Raw genomic sequence first — 16,118 nt, forward strand, 5'->3', positions numbered from 1 at the left:
TGTTTCACACGCGGTGATATGGGTGGCCCGACTGGATCGTCATGGCGCGGTAGATCTGCTCTGCCAAGAGAATGCGGGCGATCTGATGCGGCCATGTCATGGCGCCGAGCGCCAGCTTCAGGTCGGCCCGGCTCAGAACGTCCTGGCCGTGCCCGTCAGCTCCGCCAATGGCAAAAACCACATCGGAAACGCCCTCGTCCTTCCAGGCTTCCAGTTTCTGGCTGAAGGCGGGACTGCTGAGGTTCTTGCCGTTCTCGTCCAGCACCACCAGCCGGGCACCCGCGCTCAGCGCAGCAAGAATGCCCCGCGCCTCTTCCACCTTGCGGTCGTCGGCGCGCTGTGCGCGGCTTTCAGGCATTTCTGTGAGAGCGACTTCGGTAATGCCGAGACCGCGGCCGGTCTTGCGGGCGCGGTCCATGTACCGGTCGAAAAGTTCTTTGTCCGCACCGGCTTTCATTTTGCCAATGCAGAAGAGCGTAAAGCGCATAAGTCCCCGCCGGAGATCGATCCGGTGAAAAATCTGCCCGGCAGCAGACGGAGGCCCGTTTCAGGGCCTCAATGCCGGCTCAGCCGATGTAATGCGGTGCCGCATCCTCTTCCGGTGCCCACATCTTCTCCAGATTGTAGAAGCCGCGAACCTCCGGACGGAAAATGTGCACGATCACATCACCCGCATCGATCAGCACCCAGTCGCAGATGCTCAGACCTTCAACCGTTGCCGATCCGGCACCAGCCGTCTTGAGGTCTTTCAGCAAATGATCGGCAATCGCACCCACGTGACGATGGGAGCGGCCAGACACGATTACCATGTAATCGGCCAGCGAGCTTTTGCCTGCGATTTCGAGGGTAACAACGTCCTCAGCTTTGGAGTCGTCAAGACTGGTGAGGACCGTATCGAGGAGGTCTGCCGCAAGTTCTTTACCTACGGAAGCCTGCAGAGGAGAGGACATGTCTGTCCGCTCACTTTCAAAGGTCATGGTCAGGTGTTATGCCTTTCGCCGTTTATGCCGTCCCGCGCCCAACGTCGTCACGAACTGAAACGTCCGACTTCGTACGTCACCCGTTTTGGATGCAGGACCGGTTGACCGTACCTCGGCCGCGCTCATCGCGACCGTCCTTATAATACCGCTTCCCGTTTGGCATTTTCAAGACACGCGGGAAATCTTGGCAAATCTGCCGTCTACCGTTTTTGCCTCTGGCGCAGATCGGTGGACGATGTGCGGTCCAAAGGCGTGTGCAAAAAGGTCCAGACGGGCGCAGCCATTTCCGGCAGAAGCGCGGCGTCATCTTCCGGAAGTCTATATTTTTCATAGGCTTTCGCCATGGGTGACGACATCACCGATAGCGAGGCTCCCGGACGGTCGACAATGGCGATCGGCACCGAGCCGACAATCGAGCGCCAGTCCTGCCAGCGATGGAAGCCGGCTAAGTTATCTGCCCCCATGACCCATACGAATCGGACGGATGGCCGCATCTGGCGCAGAGCGACAAGCGTTCTGGCGGTATAGGGCGTTCCCAGCACCTGCTCGAAGGCTGTCACTTTCATCCGGGGATGGTCGGCAAGGTCTCCCGTCAGACGCAGTCGCCGTTCCAGCGGCGCCAGATCCGAATGGCTCTTGAGCGGATTGCCGGGCGTCACCAGCCACCAGACCTGATCCAGCCCCAGCCGCTTCAGCACGGTCGACGCCACAAGACGGTGACCGGAATGGGGTGGATTGAAGGACCCGCCGAAAATGCCGATACGGTTGCCCGGCTCGGCATGGGGCAGCTTCATCCAGTCGCGGTCCAGTCCCGCGCCAAGACTCAAGGGGCTCATTCAGACGACCTCACGATTGGCCGTCACGGGCGGATCTGGCCGGTGCCATGCACCTTGTATTTGAAGCTGGTCAGTTGCTCTACGCCCACGGGCCCGCGTGCGTGCATGCGCCCGGTCGCAATGCCGATCTCCGCCCCCATGCCGAACTCGCCGCCATCGGCAAACTGGGTAGAAGCATTGTGCAGCACGATGGCCGAATCCACTTCCCGCTGGAACCGGTCGGCGGCGGCCTGATCCTCGGTCACGATGCAATCGGTATGGCTGGACCCGTAGCGCGCGATATGTTCCATGGCCGCATCGAGATCGGGAACCACCTTCACCGCAAGGATCTTGTCCAGATATTCGGTCGACCAGTCGTCCTCGCTTGCCGGCACGATGTTTTCGCAGATATCGCGTACAATCGCACCGCCGCGGATTTCGCAGCCCTTTTCCTGAAGCGCCTTCACGATCACCGGCAGGTGGCTGTGGGCCACGTCTTCATGCACCAGGAGCGTTTCAAGCGCACCGCAGATGCCGGTCCGGCGCATCTTGGAATTGACGACCACCTCGACGGCTGTCTCCAGATCCGCCGCCTTATCGACGAAGATATGCACCAGCCCTTCCAGATGAGCGAAAACGGGAACGCGCGCTTCGGTCTGCACCCGTTCGACCAGGCTGCGTCCGCCGCGCGGAACAATGACATCCAGATTGCCGTCAAGGCCGCGCAGCATTTCGCCGACGGCGGCCCGATCGGTCACCGGCACGATCTGGATCGCATCTTCCGGCAGACCGGCCGCAACGAGGCCTTTCTGCAGGGCAGCATGGATCGCCCGGTTGGAATTGATGGTATCGGAGCCGCCACGCAGCACCACGGCGTTGCCGGCTTTCAGACACAGCGCGCCCGCATCCGCCGTCACGTTCGGGCGGCTTTCGTAAATGACACCGATGACGCCAAGGGGCGTGCGCACGCGTTCGATCTTCAAGCCGTTCGGCCGATCCCAGGCGGCAATCACGCTGCCGACGGGATCGTCCAGCGCGACGATGTCCTCAAGAGCCTTGGCAATTGCCTCGATCCGCTCTTCCGTAAGCGTACCGCGATCCAGGAACGCCGCGGTCTGCCCACCTGCCTTCATCGCCTCGATATCGAGCCGGTTGCCGGCAAGAATCTGCGGTGTCGCGGCCCGGACAGCGGCTGCCATTTCGCTCAAGGCCTTGTTCTTCTGGTCTGCTGGGGCAATGGCAAGGATCCGGCCGGCAGCGCGGGCACGTCGCCCGATCTCTGCCATCAAGTCCTCGGTCGTCTTTGCCTCGACTACTTCCAGCATACTCACTTGCTCCCGTTTTGCGGCGATGTCCGCCGCCAGTCCTGCCGCGTTTTAGCGCGTTCCAGCTCAAAAGGCATCCACCGGATCACGCAATCTCACTCGAGCGCGGGCAGTTCCAGAACCAGATCATCCCGGTGGATCATTTCCGCACGGCCCGGATAGCCGACGATGGCTTCGATCTCGCGGCTGTTGCGGCCTGCAATCAGCTGCGCTTCATCGGCGTCATAGGCAATCAGCCCCCGGCCAATGACCCGGCCTTCCGGATTGAGCAACGTCACCGCGTCGCCGCGCGAGAAACTTCCCGACACAGAGGTGACGCCGGCCGGCAACAGGCTTTTGCCGGAGGTCATCGCCCGGACCGCGCCTGCATCCAGCCGGATTTCGCCGCGCGGTTCCAGATGACCGCCGATCCAGGCCTTGCGCGCGCTGGCCGGTGAACTGAGCGCCGGAAACCAGGTGCCACGAGCGCCCTGATCCAGTCTCTCGAGCGGATTGAGCTCCTTGCCGGATGTAATCACCATGGATGTTCCGGCAGCCGTCGCGATCTTGCCGGCATCGATCTTGGTCTTCATGCCGCCGCGCGAAAGCTCCGAACCGGCGGACCCGGCCATCGCTTCGATCTCATGGGTAATGCGCGGCACTTCCGGCAGGAACACCGCATCGGGGTTCTGCTGCGGCGGCGCGGTGTAAAGCCCGTCGATGTCCGACAGCAACACCAGGCAGTCGGCGCTGGCCATGGTGGCGACACGCGCCGCCAGACGGTCGTTGTCGCCGTAGCGGATCTCGGAGGTCGCCACGGAATCATTTTCGTTGATGATCGGCACAGCCCCGAGTTTCAACAAGGTGCCGATGGTGGCACGGGCGTTGAGATACCGCCGCCTTTCTTCCGTGTCCCCGAGGGTAAGCAGGATCTGCCCCGCCTTCTTGCCGTGCGCGCCGAGGGCATCCGCGTAGGCCTGCGCCAGCGCGATCTGCCCGGCAGCAGCAGCCGCCTGGCTTTCCTCAAGCTTCAGCGGCCCGCCCGGCAGCCCCAGAATACCCCGGCCAAGCGCGATCGAGCCGGAGGAGACAAGCAATATCTCCGCACCGGCATTCGACAGACTGACCACATCGGCGATCAGCGCGTTCAGCCAGCTGCGCTTCAGTTCGCCCTTTTCGACAAGAAGGGCGGAGCCGATCTTGACGACGATCCGGCTGTAGTCTTTCAGACTGCGGGACATCAGGGATGCCAGCCCTCTTGTTCGGGTGCAGGCACCTGGTTGGCCTCGTCTTCCTTGTCCTTGTCGATAGCCCGCACGATCATGCGCAGTGCCCGGTCGACATTGAGACCACTGGCCGAGGAGAGGATCAGCGGTTTCTGGCCGCAGGCTTCCTCAAGGCTCGCCGCCTTTTCGGCAATCAGGTCTTCGTTCAACGCGTCGCATTTGCTGAGCGCCACGATTTCCGGCTTCTCGGTCAGTCCCGCGCCATAGGCTTCCAGCTCGCCGCGCACGACCCGATAGGCTTCGCCCGGATCTTCCTGGCCGGAGCCGTCCACCAGATGCAGCAGAACCCGGGTGCGCTCGACATGGCCGAGGAACCTGTCGCCAAGACCCGTGCCCTCATGCGCCCCCTCGATCAGGCCGGGAATGTCGGCCATGGCGAAGCTGCGGCCATCGATCTGCACGATGCCGAGATTGGGGTGAATGGTCGTGAAGGGATAATCGGCGATCTTCGGTTTGGCAGCGGAAACGGTTGCCAGAAAAGTGGACTTGCCGGCATTGGGCAGGCCGACCAGGCCGGCATCGGCGATCAGCTTGAGCCGCAGCCAGATCCATTTTTCCTCGCCTTCAAGGCCCGGATTGGCCCGCCGCGGCGCCTGATTGACGGACGACTTGAAATGGGCGTTGCCGAAGCCGCCATTGCCGCCCTTCAAAAGCAACACCTTCTGGCCGATCTCGGTCAGGTCGGCGATCAGCGTCTCGTTGTCTTCCTCGAACACCTGGGTGCCCACGGGAACCTTCAGCACGACATCGCCGCCATGAGCGCCGGTGCGGTTGCGGCCCATGCCGTGAATGCCGGTTTCCGCCTTGAAATGCTGCTTGTAGCGATAGTCGATCAGCGTGTTGAGGCCGTCGACGCATTCGATGATGACATCGCCGCCCTTGCCGCCGTCACCGCCGTCGGGTCCACCGTATTCAATGTATTTCTCGCGCCGGAACGACACACAGCCCGCTCCGCCGTTGCCGGAGCGTACATAGACCTTGGCCTGATCTAGGAATTTCATTTTCTTTTTCTCTTTTCGTCCTGTTTCAGGCCGGATCCCGGTTGGATCAGTGGCCGTTCAGAAAGTCTGTTCGTGTCAGCTCTGTGCGGATGGCGGGCATCGTACAACCTCGTGACACGCTGGCACAGCCCACTTCACCTACTACGCGGAAACCCAATTTCCGGGCAACGCCAAGCGAAGCCGGATTTTCCGTCATGGCTTCGCAGGCAACCACCTTGTGATCGGTGTTTTCGAACAGCCAGGCGATCGCCGCCTGCGCTGCTTCGCTCATATATCCCTTGCCCCAATAGGCGCGCCCCAGCCAATAGCCGATCTCCGGGGTCTCCCGCAACTTTTTGAAGCTGACACCACCGATCATCTCGCCGTCACGCTCGATCTGAAACCCGAGTTCCTCCGCCTCCTGCCGGTTAAACCAGCGCTCGGCGGAACGTGCCAGATAGGCCCGGCCCTGTTCCAGATCATAAGGATAGGTGACCCGCGACAGCATCTTGGCAACTTCATAGTCGCCCAGAAGTTCAGCGCAGCGATCCAGATCCTCCGGGCGCGGGGCGCGAAGGATCAGCCGCTCCGTTTTCAGAACGGGCAACATCAGGCCGCTACCTTGCGCGCGTCGAAATCGGCCCGCGCCAGGCGCACGATGACGTTGGAAACCCTGCGATCCAGCGCCTTGGAGAAGCGTTCCGTCATGGAATAGGGTTTGAAACCCATTTTCCGCAGCAGGCCGCGAGAGCGGAAGTTGTCCTCGAAGGCGCGCGCGGCGATGGCGTCCGTCTCAAAGGCCTCAAACGCCCAGGCGAGCGCAGCCTCCACCGCCTCGCTGGCATAACCATGGCCCTGAAAAGGGCGGCCGAGCCAGTAGCCGAGTGTCGGCAGGTTCGGCAGATCGTCCAGATCCCCCGGAGGCTCGATGGCGACCACGCCGATGAATACCCCGCCGAGCGTGATGGCGAACAGCGCTTCGGTTTCAAACGGATCCTTGCCGACCACGGTCTTCAGAAAGGCTTCCGCAGCCCCATCCTCATACGGCCAGGTGAACGATGTCATCCATCGGGCGACCTCGAAATCCTTGCCTGCCAGGGCGACCATGGCTTCGGCGTCCGACATTTCGATCGGCCGCAGGATCAGGCGTCTCGTTTTCAGTTCCGGCAACATGCTCATCGTCCCTGCCCCCATCTTTTCAACGACTTCCAGACAGCCCGTTCCAGCGTATAGCGCTCGATGGGCACCGAGCCGCCCGCCCCGAGAGAGCGGATCATCGCCTGGTCGCGATACTGAAATCCGGACTTGACGAGCACCCGGCGCGACGCCGGGTTGGTAACCCTGCACGAGCCCTGCAACTCTGCAATGTCGTGATAGGTGAAGGCATGGTCGACCAGCGCGTGGACCGCTTCGGTTGCCAGCCCCTGCCCCCAGAAGGGCTCACCCAGCCAATAGCCGACATGCACCGGGCCCTCGGGCTCGACGTTGGCATAGCGCGTGATGCCGATCAGCCGACCGGTGATTTTCAGGCGAATGGCAAAGGTTGCAGAATGAGGCCGGTTGAGCGCGGACTTGGCGACCAGCGACCGGGCATCGTCCAGTGTGAAGGGATGCGGCATGGTGGCAAGGTTTGCCGCCACTTTCTTGTTGTTGGCCAGAAACACCATATCGGCCAAATCGTCCATACGCGGCTTGTCGAGCCGCACACGAACCGCTTCCTGCGGCAATGGGGCCGCAGCCAGACTGCTTTCGTCTAATAAACCGTCACTTTCAACAACCATCTTTTCCTCCAGCCAAAACAAATCAAGGGAGAGATGGCGCCCCATCTCCCCCTTGGATCTTTGACTGGCCGGAAACTTGGCCTGTCTCGAATTGCCGGGGTCTTACGGGACGCCGGCGTTTCGAAACTTCACGTCGGCTTTACTCCGCTGCTTCCGCTACCGGGAGCACGTTAATGTAGGTTCGCTTGTTGGCTTTCGCCTGGAACTCTACCTTGCCTTCCACGGTTGCGAAGATGGTATGGTCCTTGCCCATACCAACGCCGGTGCCCGGATGCCAGGTAGTGCCGCGCTGACGCGCAATGATGTTGCCGGGAATCACAGCTTCCCCGCCGAATTTCTTGATGCCGAGACGGCGGCCTGCTGAGTCGCGGCCGTTGCGGGACGAGCCGCCTGCCTTTTTATGTGCCATCGTTAGAACTCCTCGTTCTTCGAATACTTTTTAGGTTCGGGAGCGGCGGCTTAGTTGCCTGCCAGTTCCTTGGCCTGCTCAACCCAATTACCGCGTTCGAACTTGCCCTTCAGGCCAGTTTCTTCTTCAACGCGCGCGACATCGTCAGCGGACATGGCTGCGATCTGAGCGAAGGTGGTGATACCTGCCTCGTTCAGCTTCTTCACAGCAGCCGGACCAGCGCCGTCCAGCTTCTTCAGGTCATCGCCGCCTTCTGCTGCAGCCGGTGCGGCTTCAGCGGTTTCTTCAGCCTTCGGCGCAGCCTTCTTCGGCGCTGCCTTCTTGGCCGGCTTTGCACCACCGGTCAGGATGTCGGTCACCTTGACGAGGGTGAACGCCTGACGATGGCCGTTGCGGCGGCGGGAATTCTGACGCCGGCGCTTCTTGAAAATGATAACCTTGCGGTTACGGCCCTGTTCGACCACTTCAGCAACCACGGAAGCGCCTTCCACAAGCGGAGCGCCAACGGTGGTGTCGGTGCCATTGCCGACCATCAGAACCTCTTCAAAGGTGATGGTGCTGCCGGCTTCGGCATCGAGCTTTTCGACCTTCAGGAGGTCATCGGCGGCAACAGTGTACTGCTTGCCACCCGTCTTGATCACTGCGAACATGTCTCGCACGTCCTTCTTTTCGTTTTTGACACACCGGAACGGGCTGTTACGCCAACGAACCGGCTGCTTTTCAGGTCGAACCGAGGCGCCTGTCTCTCCAGGTCTTGAATCCTGGCTGACAAGTCTTTGTGTCGGGTTGAGCGTGAAGCTATGAAAGCCCGGCAGGCCTTGAACGACAAACAGAACTCGAAAAAGCGAACCTTTTCGAGCTCGCGCAATATAGTCGGCCCGCATCGGTTGTCAAACGGAAATCTGGCCTTTCTGCCGGAAAACCGCTTGTTTCCATCTCCCTTGCGCCCGCGCATTCGCAGCAAGCTCTCTGGCGATCATCGCAATGACCGCAATCAGGGAAACGCCAATCAGCGTCACTAGCCGTTATCGGCGCAGGCCCGCATCGGGTCAATCCGAATCTGCCCGACGCTCTCTCCGGCCCTTCCTCGAAGGCTCTTCCAGGAAGCCTTTCTGCGCGCGTAAGCACGTCCACAGGCTGCCAATCCACGCCCCAACCCAGACAAACCGGGCGAAAACAGCCCCAATCCACAAACTGAAAAAAGAACTCATTTCCGGGCTTGCAGGGCGCGCAGAGTGTGTCTATGTTCCGCGCCACTTGAGACCCGTTTATCGCAAGTACCGCGGAGAGGTGCCGGAGTGGTTGAACGGGGCGGTCTCGAAAACCGTTGTGCGGGCAACCGTACCGAGGGTTCGAATCCCTCTCTCTCCGCCATTCTTCCAAACCTGTTTTTAGAAAATCCAGAGCATCAGGCTCGCCTTCGGGCATCGCCGTCTGGAAGAATTCTCCCTGGAAACTCTGACGTGAGTTCGTCCCTCACATTATCATCCGCCGAGGCTCCTTCAGCAGTCCTGCGTAGTAGCTCAGGAAGCGCGCCGCATCGGCGCCGTTGATAACCCTGTGGTCGTAGCTGAGGTCGAGGGGCACCATCTGGACGGGCTGGAAGGCATCGCCGTCCCACACCGGGGCGACTTCGGTGCGGGTGATGCCGAGAATGGCGACTTCGGGTGGGTTGACGATGGGGGTGAAGGCGGTGCCGCCGATGCCGCCGAGGTTGGTGATAGTCATGGAGGCGCCGCCCATTTCGTCAGGGCGCACCTTGCGCTCCTGAGCTCTGGAGGCGAGGTCGGAGATTTCCGCCGCGATCTGCCAGAGGCCTTTCCGGTCAACGTCCCGGATAACGGGCACCATCAGGCCATGGGCGGTGTCGACCGCGATGCCAAGGTGCACGTAGTCCTTCAGGAACAGCGTCTTGCCGTCAGAACTGAGAGAGGCGTTGAACTTCGGGAACTCCCGCAAGGCCTTCGACAAGGCCTTCGCATGGAAGGCCAGCGCCGTCAGCTTCACGCCGCGCTCGCCGGCTTCCGTCCGCAATTCCTTGCGCAGGGCTTCGATGGCGGTCATCTCCGCGCGGTCGTGATGGGTGACAGCGGGAATGAGCCTCTGGGCGGCGGCCATGTTCTGCGCGGCGACCTGCGCAAACCTTGAGACGGGCTCTTCTGTGACCGGGCCATAGAGCGCATGGTCGACATCCCAGTAGGAACTGTCGCCCGATTGCGCGGGAGAGCCCCCGGCGGAGGTTGGCACCGAGGTGCCTCCCTCGCCTTCCACATCCTCGCGGGCGATGGAGGTGCGGCCGATGTCGCGTGCGAGTTTCTCGATATCTATGCCCTTCTGCCGGGCCAGCGCCCTGACTGAAGGCGGTGCGATCACGTCGGACATCTCCACCTCCTACCAGCTTGCCGAAATATACTGGGTTTCCATGAACTCCAGCATGCCTTCATGGCCGCCTTCACGGCCGAGGCCGGACTGCTTGGTGCCGCCGAAGGGGGCCGCCGGATCGGAGACGAGGCCGCGGTTGAAGCCAACCATGCCGTAGTCCAGCTTCTCGCAGACCTGCAGGCCGCGTTTCATGTCCTTCGTGAAGACATAGGCAACCAGGCCGTATTCCGTGTCATTGGCCCTGCGGATCACGTCATCCTGATCGGTGAAGGTCTGGAGGGCTGCAACGGGTCCGAAGATTTCATCGTGCACGCAGTCGGCCGTCTCGGGCACACCCGAGAGCACCGTTGGCGGATAGAAAAAGCCCTTTCCGCCCGGCAGGTCGCCGCCGACCTCGATCTTCGCCCCCTTTTCAACGGCATCGCGAACGAAGTCCGCGACCTTGTCGCGGGTTTCCGCATTGACCAGCGGGCCAACATCCACGTCAGGGTCCGATCCGTCGCCGACCTTCAGTTTTTTCATGGCGTCGACAAGACGGCTGGTGAAGTCTTCGGCAACGGCTTCATGAACGTAGATCCGGTTGGCCGCCGTGCAGGCTTCGCCAAGGTTGCGCATCTTGGCCAGCATGGTGCCCTGCACCGCTTCATCAAGATCGGCATCGTCAAAGACGATCAGCGGTGCATTGCCGCCGAGTTCCATCGCCGGTTTCAGGACCTGATCTGCCGCCGAATGCAGCAGCTTGCGGCCAACGGCCGTGGAGCCGGTGAAGGAGACGACGCGCACGCGCGGGTCATGCAGCATGTGATCGACAAGCGCGCCGGTCCGCTTGGAAGGCAGCACGTTGACGAGGCCAGCCGGAACGCCGGCTTCTTCCAGCAAAGGCATGAGCGCCAGCATGGTCAGCGGCGTTTCGGAGGCCGGTTTGATGATAACCCCGCAGCCGGCGGCCAGAGCCGGGGCGATCTTGCGGGTGCCCATGGCCGCCGGATAGTTCCAGGGCGTGACCAGAACCGCGAGGCCGGCAGGCTTGTGCTGCACGATGATGCGCGCGCCGGAAGCCGGCGCATGGGTGATGAGGCCGTCGGCGCGCACGGCTTCTTCGGCAAACCAGCGGAAGAATTCGGCGGCATAGGTCGCCTCGCCCATGGCATCGCTGTGCGCCTTGCCGTTTTCCAGCGTGATCATCCGGGCGAAATCTTCCAGCCGCGCCGTCATCAGCTCCCAGGCCTTGCGCAGCACTTCCGAGCGTTCGCGCGGCGTCTTGGCGGCCCATTTTGCCATCGCAGCTTCCGCGGCATCCAGCGCGGCATCCGCGTCCTTGATGTCGGCGGAGGCGACAGAGGCAAGCACCTCTTCGGTTGCCGGGTTCAGAACGTCGAACCTTTCGCCGCTCGCTCCCGCGCACCAGGTGCCGTTAATGTAAAGATCGGTATGGTCCATAATGGTCCCCATGGGTTCAAAGCAGGTGGCGGAGCGGTTGCTCCATCCGGCCCGCGAAATTGGAAAGCAGGTCAATCGCCTGAGGCGTGGTCAGCCGGCCGCCCGGCCATTCCAGCACCAGCGTGAAGCCTTCACCGTTCCGCAGGATACTGATGACGGGACACCTGTCTGCCTCCAGCTGAACGGACGAAATGCGGCTGGCTCTCAAATCACGCACCACCAAATCTGCCTCCGGCTCGTCGTCTGCCGGCGCAACCTGACCGAGCCAGAGAGACGAAGCGGAGTAGGTTTTCGGCTGCCGCATGGTTTCAACGCGGACTTTGGATGGAAGGTTCCCGCAGCTGGCAGCCGCAAAGCCTGCCAGAAGCGCAGCCTCGTCGCCCTGTCCGCCGCTTTCCCGCGCCCAGGTTGCAAACTCCGTAAAGGCGGTTCCTTTCACCTCGGCCCGCACTTCAAAGCGCTGCGCGGTGGCACTTGCCGCCGGTGTTTCCGCGCGCAGGGTCTTCAGAGTCTCAAGATCCTTGACGTGGAACGGCTGGGGATGCCCGGCATCGGCCAGGCGCTGCAGGTCCAGTCCCTGTTCCTGCGCAAGCCGTCGTGCCTTGGGGGACGCGAGAACTCTCCCGGCGACCCCAGGTGCGGTCTTGGCCGCCAACCGTTTTTCAGGAGACGGTGCAGGCGTGTTGACCGGTTCCGCCTTTTCCTGCAGCTCCGGCGCTGTTTCACCGGCCGTAGTGGCTGGTGCCCCAGCCGCCTTGCGCGATACCGGCTTGTCCGGCTTTTGCGCTGAAATCACCGCGATCGCCTGGCCGACAGGCACATCCTCTCCCGCCTCCGCCAGAAGCGCGGCCACGAAACCGTCGCGGCCGGCATTGACCTCAACCGTGCTCTTGTCTGTTTCCACTTCAAAGAGAATGTCGTCAGCCGCAACAGCGTCTCCCGGCTGTTTGCACCAGGCAACCAGAAGGCCCGTGTCCTGAGCCATGCCGAGCGTCGGCATGATCACCTGATGTCCGTCGGGAAGCTCATCTTCCCCGGCCTCCGCACCGCTTGGTGAGGGTTCTGCCGTATCGGTGGTCTTCTCCGGCGTAGGGCCATTGCCTGGCTCTCCCGACCCTTCCGGGGTCTCGGAGATCATCGCGATCACCTGGCCGACCGGAACATCGCTGCCGGCTTCCGCAGAAACGTCGGTCAGATAACCTGCCTTCTGCGCCTCCACTTCCATGGCGGCCTTGTCGGTTTCCACCTCGAAGAGCACATCGCCGGCGGCGACTGCCTCTCCCGGTTTCTTGTGCCAGGCCAGCAACTGGCCGCTGTCCTGGGCCATACCGAGCGCGGGCATGATCACCTCATGCGGCATGGATCAGCTCCCCGCGGCAGATCTTGCGCGCATTGTCTGCAACACCGGCTGCATTCGGCACAGTGATGTCTTCAAGGGCGGGCGAGAACGGCACCGGCACGTCCATGGCGCCCATGCGGATGACCGGGGCATCCAGATGATAGAAGGCCTTTTCGCTGATGCGCGCGGCGATTTCCGCCGTCACGCCGTAGCTCTGGTGGCCTTCGTCGATGACGATGGCGCGCGACGTCTTGCGAACGGAACGCAGGATCGTTTCCTCATCCAGCGGCACGATCGTGCGCGGGTCGATGATCTCCGCGCTGATGCCTTCCTTGGCCAGCGTGTCGGCTGCCGCCTCGGCGACCTGCACCATGGAGGATGTCGCCACCAGCGTAACGTCCCGGCCCTCGCGCTTGATGTGCGCCTGGCCAAAGGGGATCAGATATTCCTCCTCGGGCACCGGGGCCTTGTCGTTGTACATCAGCTTGTCTTCGAAGATGACCACCGGGTTGTTGTCACGGATTGCGGTCTTCATCAGGCCCTTGGCCTCGTAAGCCGAAGACGGCATGGCGACCTTGAGCCCCGGAATGTGGGCAACGAGCGCCTGCAGCGACTGGCTGTGCTGTGCGGCCGAGCGGCGGGTTGCCCCCATGTTGGTGCGCAGGACCAGCGGCACGTTCAGCTTGCCGCCGGACATATAGTGGGTCTTGGCCGCCTGGTTGCAGAGCTGATCCATGACCAGATAGAGAAAGTCGCCGAACATCAGATCGACGATCGGCCTCAGTCCGGTCATCGCCGCACCAACGGCAATGCCCATGAACCCGGGTTCGGAAATCGGCGTATCTATAATCCGGTCCGTTCCGAACTCCTCCACCAGGCCAGACAGCACCTTGAACGGCGTTCCGGCCTCGGCAACGTCTTCGCCCAGGAGAATGATCGACGGATCCCGGCGCATTTCTTCCGCGATGGCTTCGTTGACGGCCCTGGACAGGGTGATTTCACGTGTCATGGCGTCTCTCCTAAGGCGGCGGTGTCCGCGTAGACATGCATGTCCACTTCGCGGACATCCGGATATTTCGCGTCGAGCGCATATTTGACGGCAGCTTCCGCATCGGCGGCGATTTCATTGTCGATGGCCACCAGTTCATCGGCGGTCATGATCTTCTGGTCGATCAACCACTTGCCGAAGTTGGTGATCGGGTCGCGCACCGACTTCCATTCCGTCTCTTCGTCCTTGGCGCGGTAATAGTCGCGGTTGATGTCGCCGACGTGGTGACCGTGATAGCGATAGGTGTCGAGTTCGATGAAGAACGGGCCTTGGCCCTTGCGGCATCGGGCGGCGAGTTCGCCTGCCAGCTTGTTAACTGCAAGCACATCCTGGCCATCGACCTTGAAACTCTCGATGCCGAAGGCTTCCGCACGGGCGGTCAGCGAACCGGCCGCGATTTCCTCGGTCTTGGTGTATTCGCTGTAGCCGTTGTTCTCGCAGGCATAGATGACGGGGAGCTTCCAGAGCGCGGCCATGTTCATGACCTCGTACCAGAGCCCCTGTGCCGTCGCGCCATCTCCGAAGAAACACACCGTGACGTGCCCGGTGCCCAGACGCTTGGCGGTGAGTGCCGAGCCCGTGGCAATGCCCATGGAGCCGCCGACAATGGCGTTGGCGCCAAGGTTGCCGTTGGCCTGGTCGGCGATATGCATCGACCCGCCCTTGCCCCGGCAATAGCCCTCTTCCTTGCCCAGAAGCTCGCAGAACATTTCCTTGAAATGCGCCCCCTTGGCGACACAGTGACCGTGCCCCCTGTGCGTCGACGTGATCTTGTCTTCGGGCGTCAACGCCTCGCATATGCCGACAGCGACCGCTTCCTGACCGGAATACATGTGGGTCAGGCCCGGCATCTTCGCCGACAGGTAAAGCTGGTTGGCGTTGTCCTCGAAGGCACGGATGCGCACCATCTGCGTGTACATGCGCAGATACTCTTCCGTGTTGTGCTTCTTTTTCTTCGCAGCGCTCATCTTGTTGTCCCTTGACTGGGCCCGGCCGCCGCGCGGCCGGGCACGATGGGCAGGTCAGTACCGGTTGGCGATGGGAAGCTCTTCGGCCGGGAACAGGCTGATGACCTCAACACCCGTGTCCGTCACCACGACTTCCTCCTCGATCCGGGCGGCGGAATAGCCGTCGGCGGCCGGGCAGTAGGTTTCCAGCGCGAAGACCATGCCCGTCTTGATTTCCATCGGATGGTCGAGCGAGACCGCACGCGAGATGATCGGCCGTTCGTGCAGCGCGAGACCCAGGCCGTGCCCGAATTGCAGGCCGAAGGCCGTTTCCTCGTTGGGGAAGCCGAACTCCTCCGCCTTGGGCCAGACTTCTGCCACCTTGTCGGTGGAAACGCCGGGCTTGATCATGGCGATGGAGGCATCGATCCATTCGCGTGCCTTGACGTAGGCGTCGCGCTGCGCCGGGGTTGCCCGGCCGATGTTGAAGGTCCGGTAGTAGCAGGTCCGATAGCCCTGATAGGACTGCAGGATGTCGAAGAAGGCCTGATCACCGGGCCGGAAATAGCGGTCGGTGAAATTGTGCGGATGCGGATTGCAGCGCTCGCCGGAAATCGCGTTGATCGCCTCGACGTCGTCCGATCCCATTTCGTAGAGCATCTTGTTGGAAAGCGCGACGATGTCGTTCTCGCGCACGCCCGGCTTCAGCTCCTCGTAGATCATGTGATAGACGCCATCGACCATGGAGGCAGCCTGCGTCAGAAGCTGGATCTCGTCCCAGTTCTTGATTTCACGCGCCGCCAGCATGATCTGCTGGCCGTCGACCACATTCAGCCCTTCGGCCTGCAGCGCATGGAACATGGCGGTTTCGGCATAGTCGACACCGACCGGCATATCCGCCATGCCCGCGTCGCGGATCAGTCCGGCAATTTCGCGGGCATATTTGCGCATCAGGCCGAATTCCGGCGGGATGGTGCCGCGCATGCCGACCACACCGGCCCGGCAATGATCCGGCACCAGCCAGTCGGAGAACTTCTTGTGGTGGACGGCGGCGGAGCCGAAGTCCCACACGTAAGGGGCATCATCGCCCGTCAGCAGGCAGAAGCGGCACATCTTGTCCCGCTCCCACTCACCGATCTTGGTGGCCGAGACGTAGCGGATGTTGTTGACGTCAAACAGCAGCAGCGTGCCGGCGGGAGACGCCTTCAGGGCCTCCCGTGTCCGGGCCAGGCGATACCGGCGCAGGCGGTCGTGGTCGATGCGGCGTTCGAAATCGACGGACGTGTGTCCCCAGGCGGGCAAACGCCCTTCCCAGCGCCAATGGGGTTCGAGGTCCTGCGGCGTCAGGAGGTTGGGTAACAGTGCGCGAGACATGGCTCTCTCCTTCGGATGCACCTGCGCACATCC

Annotated in this window: 17 protein-coding genes and 1 tRNA gene; 1 reads left to right on the top strand and 17 read right to left on the bottom strand. The window is 62.1% G+C overall.

Annotated elements, in window-relative coordinates:
* Window positions 1-4: 4 nt before the first annotated feature.
* The 11 genes from rlmH to V1T76_RS01035 all read right to left on the bottom strand — a co-directional run bounded on the left by rlmH (window position 5) and on the right by V1T76_RS01035 (window position 8,205).
* Complete coding sequence (gene rlmH / locus V1T76_RS00985) at window positions 5-487, bottom strand: 23S rRNA (pseudouridine(1915)-N(3))-methyltransferase RlmH (RefSeq protein ID WP_330558756.1); 483 nt, start codon at window positions 485-487, stop codon at window positions 5-7.
* A 79-nt stretch (window positions 488-566) separates the two neighbouring features.
* Window positions 567-950, bottom strand: coding sequence for a ribosome silencing factor (gene rsfS / locus V1T76_RS00990; protein WP_330559399.1), 384 nt, complete (start codon window positions 948-950; stop codon window positions 567-569).
* A gap of 230 nt (window positions 951-1,180) precedes the next feature.
* Window positions 1,181-1,816 carry a nicotinate-nucleotide adenylyltransferase gene (locus V1T76_RS00995; protein WP_330558757.1) on the bottom strand — a complete coding sequence of 212 codons (636 nt, stop codon included), beginning with the start codon at window positions 1,814-1,816 and terminating at the stop codon, window positions 1,181-1,183.
* A 23-nt stretch (window positions 1,817-1,839) separates the two neighbouring features.
* Complete coding sequence (locus V1T76_RS01000) at window positions 1,840-3,120, bottom strand: glutamate-5-semialdehyde dehydrogenase (protein ID WP_330558758.1); 1,281 nt, start codon at window positions 3,118-3,120, stop codon at window positions 1,840-1,842.
* A 95-nt stretch (window positions 3,121-3,215) separates the two neighbouring features.
* Window positions 3,216-4,340 carry a glutamate 5-kinase gene (gene proB / locus V1T76_RS01005; protein WP_330558759.1) on the bottom strand — a complete coding sequence of 375 codons (1,125 nt, stop codon included), beginning with the start codon at window positions 4,338-4,340 and terminating at the stop codon, window positions 3,216-3,218.
* A complete protein-coding gene (gene obgE / locus V1T76_RS01010) occupies window positions 4,340-5,386 on the bottom strand; it encodes a GTPase ObgE (protein WP_330558760.1) in 1,047 nt (348 codons plus the stop codon). Before obgE ends, proB begins: the two co-directional genes overlap by 1 nt.
* A 46-nt stretch (window positions 5,387-5,432) precedes the next feature.
* Window positions 5,433-5,975 carry a GNAT family N-acetyltransferase gene (locus tag V1T76_RS01015; RefSeq protein WP_330558761.1) on the bottom strand — a complete coding sequence of 181 codons (543 nt, stop codon included), beginning with the start codon at window positions 5,973-5,975 and terminating at the stop codon, window positions 5,433-5,435.
* Window positions 5,975-6,544: a GNAT family N-acetyltransferase gene (locus V1T76_RS01020; RefSeq protein ID WP_330558762.1), complete on the bottom strand. Its 570-nt coding sequence runs from the start codon at window positions 6,542-6,544 to the stop codon at window positions 5,975-5,977. The genes V1T76_RS01015 and V1T76_RS01020 overlap by 1 nt, the downstream gene beginning before the upstream one ends.
* The gene (locus V1T76_RS01025) at window positions 6,541-7,146 is read right to left on the bottom strand and encodes a GNAT family N-acetyltransferase (protein ID WP_330558763.1); all 606 of its coding nucleotides are present in this window, start codon (window positions 7,144-7,146) and stop codon (window positions 6,541-6,543) included. Before V1T76_RS01025 ends, V1T76_RS01020 begins: the two co-directional genes overlap by 4 nt.
* A gap of 139 nt (window positions 7,147-7,285) precedes the next feature.
* A complete protein-coding gene (rpmA, locus tag V1T76_RS01030) occupies window positions 7,286-7,555 on the bottom strand; it encodes a 50S ribosomal protein L27 (protein ID WP_006933726.1) in 270 nt (89 codons plus the stop codon).
* A gap of 50 nt (window positions 7,556-7,605) precedes the next feature.
* Window positions 7,606-8,205 carry a 50S ribosomal protein L21 gene (locus tag V1T76_RS01035; RefSeq protein ID WP_330558764.1) on the bottom strand — a complete coding sequence of 200 codons (600 nt, stop codon included), beginning with the start codon at window positions 8,203-8,205 and terminating at the stop codon, window positions 7,606-7,608.
* A 634-nt stretch (window positions 8,206-8,839) separates the two neighbouring features.
* Here V1T76_RS01035 and V1T76_RS01040 point away from each other — a divergent pair.
* Window positions 8,840-8,929: transfer RNA gene (locus V1T76_RS01040), tRNA-Ser, on the top strand.
* Window positions 8,930-9,031: 102 nt separating this feature from the next.
* Here V1T76_RS01040 and V1T76_RS01045 read toward each other — a convergent pair.
* From V1T76_RS01045 to V1T76_RS01070, 6 genes are read right to left on the bottom strand one after another with little or no spacing between them, the layout of a single operon-like run.
* Window positions 9,032-9,937, bottom strand: a complete 906-nt coding sequence (locus V1T76_RS01045; RefSeq protein WP_330558765.1) for a 2-oxo acid dehydrogenase subunit E2 — start codon at window positions 9,935-9,937, stop codon at window positions 9,032-9,034.
* Between the two features lie 9 nt (window positions 9,938-9,946).
* On the bottom strand, window positions 9,947-11,377 hold the full coding sequence (locus V1T76_RS01050; RefSeq protein ID WP_330558766.1) for an NAD-dependent succinate-semialdehyde dehydrogenase: 1,431 nt from the start codon (window positions 11,375-11,377) through the stop codon (window positions 9,947-9,949).
* A 16-nt stretch (window positions 11,378-11,393) separates the two neighbouring features.
* Window positions 11,394-12,737: a biotin/lipoyl-containing protein gene (locus V1T76_RS01055; protein ID WP_330558767.1), complete on the bottom strand. Its 1,344-nt coding sequence runs from the start codon at window positions 12,735-12,737 to the stop codon at window positions 11,394-11,396.
* A complete protein-coding gene (locus V1T76_RS01060; RefSeq protein WP_330558768.1) occupies window positions 12,727-13,725 on the bottom strand; it encodes an alpha-ketoacid dehydrogenase subunit beta in 999 nt (332 codons plus the stop codon). The genes V1T76_RS01055 and V1T76_RS01060 overlap by 11 nt, the downstream gene beginning before the upstream one ends.
* Window positions 13,722-14,732 carry a thiamine pyrophosphate-dependent dehydrogenase E1 component subunit alpha gene (locus V1T76_RS01065; RefSeq protein WP_330558769.1) on the bottom strand — a complete coding sequence of 337 codons (1,011 nt, stop codon included), beginning with the start codon at window positions 14,730-14,732 and terminating at the stop codon, window positions 13,722-13,724. The genes V1T76_RS01060 and V1T76_RS01065 overlap by 4 nt, the downstream gene beginning before the upstream one ends.
* Window positions 14,733-14,786: 54 nt before the next feature.
* Window positions 14,787-16,085 (bottom strand): M24 family metallopeptidase, encoded by a 1,299-nt coding sequence (locus V1T76_RS01070; protein ID WP_006933717.1) that lies wholly within the window; start codon window positions 16,083-16,085, stop codon window positions 14,787-14,789.
* Window positions 16,086-16,118: the final 33 nt, after the last annotated feature.

Source organism: Roseibium sp. FZY0029, from assembly GCF_036350355.1.
Classification (GTDB): Bacteria; Pseudomonadota; Alphaproteobacteria; order Rhizobiales; family Stappiaceae; genus Roseibium.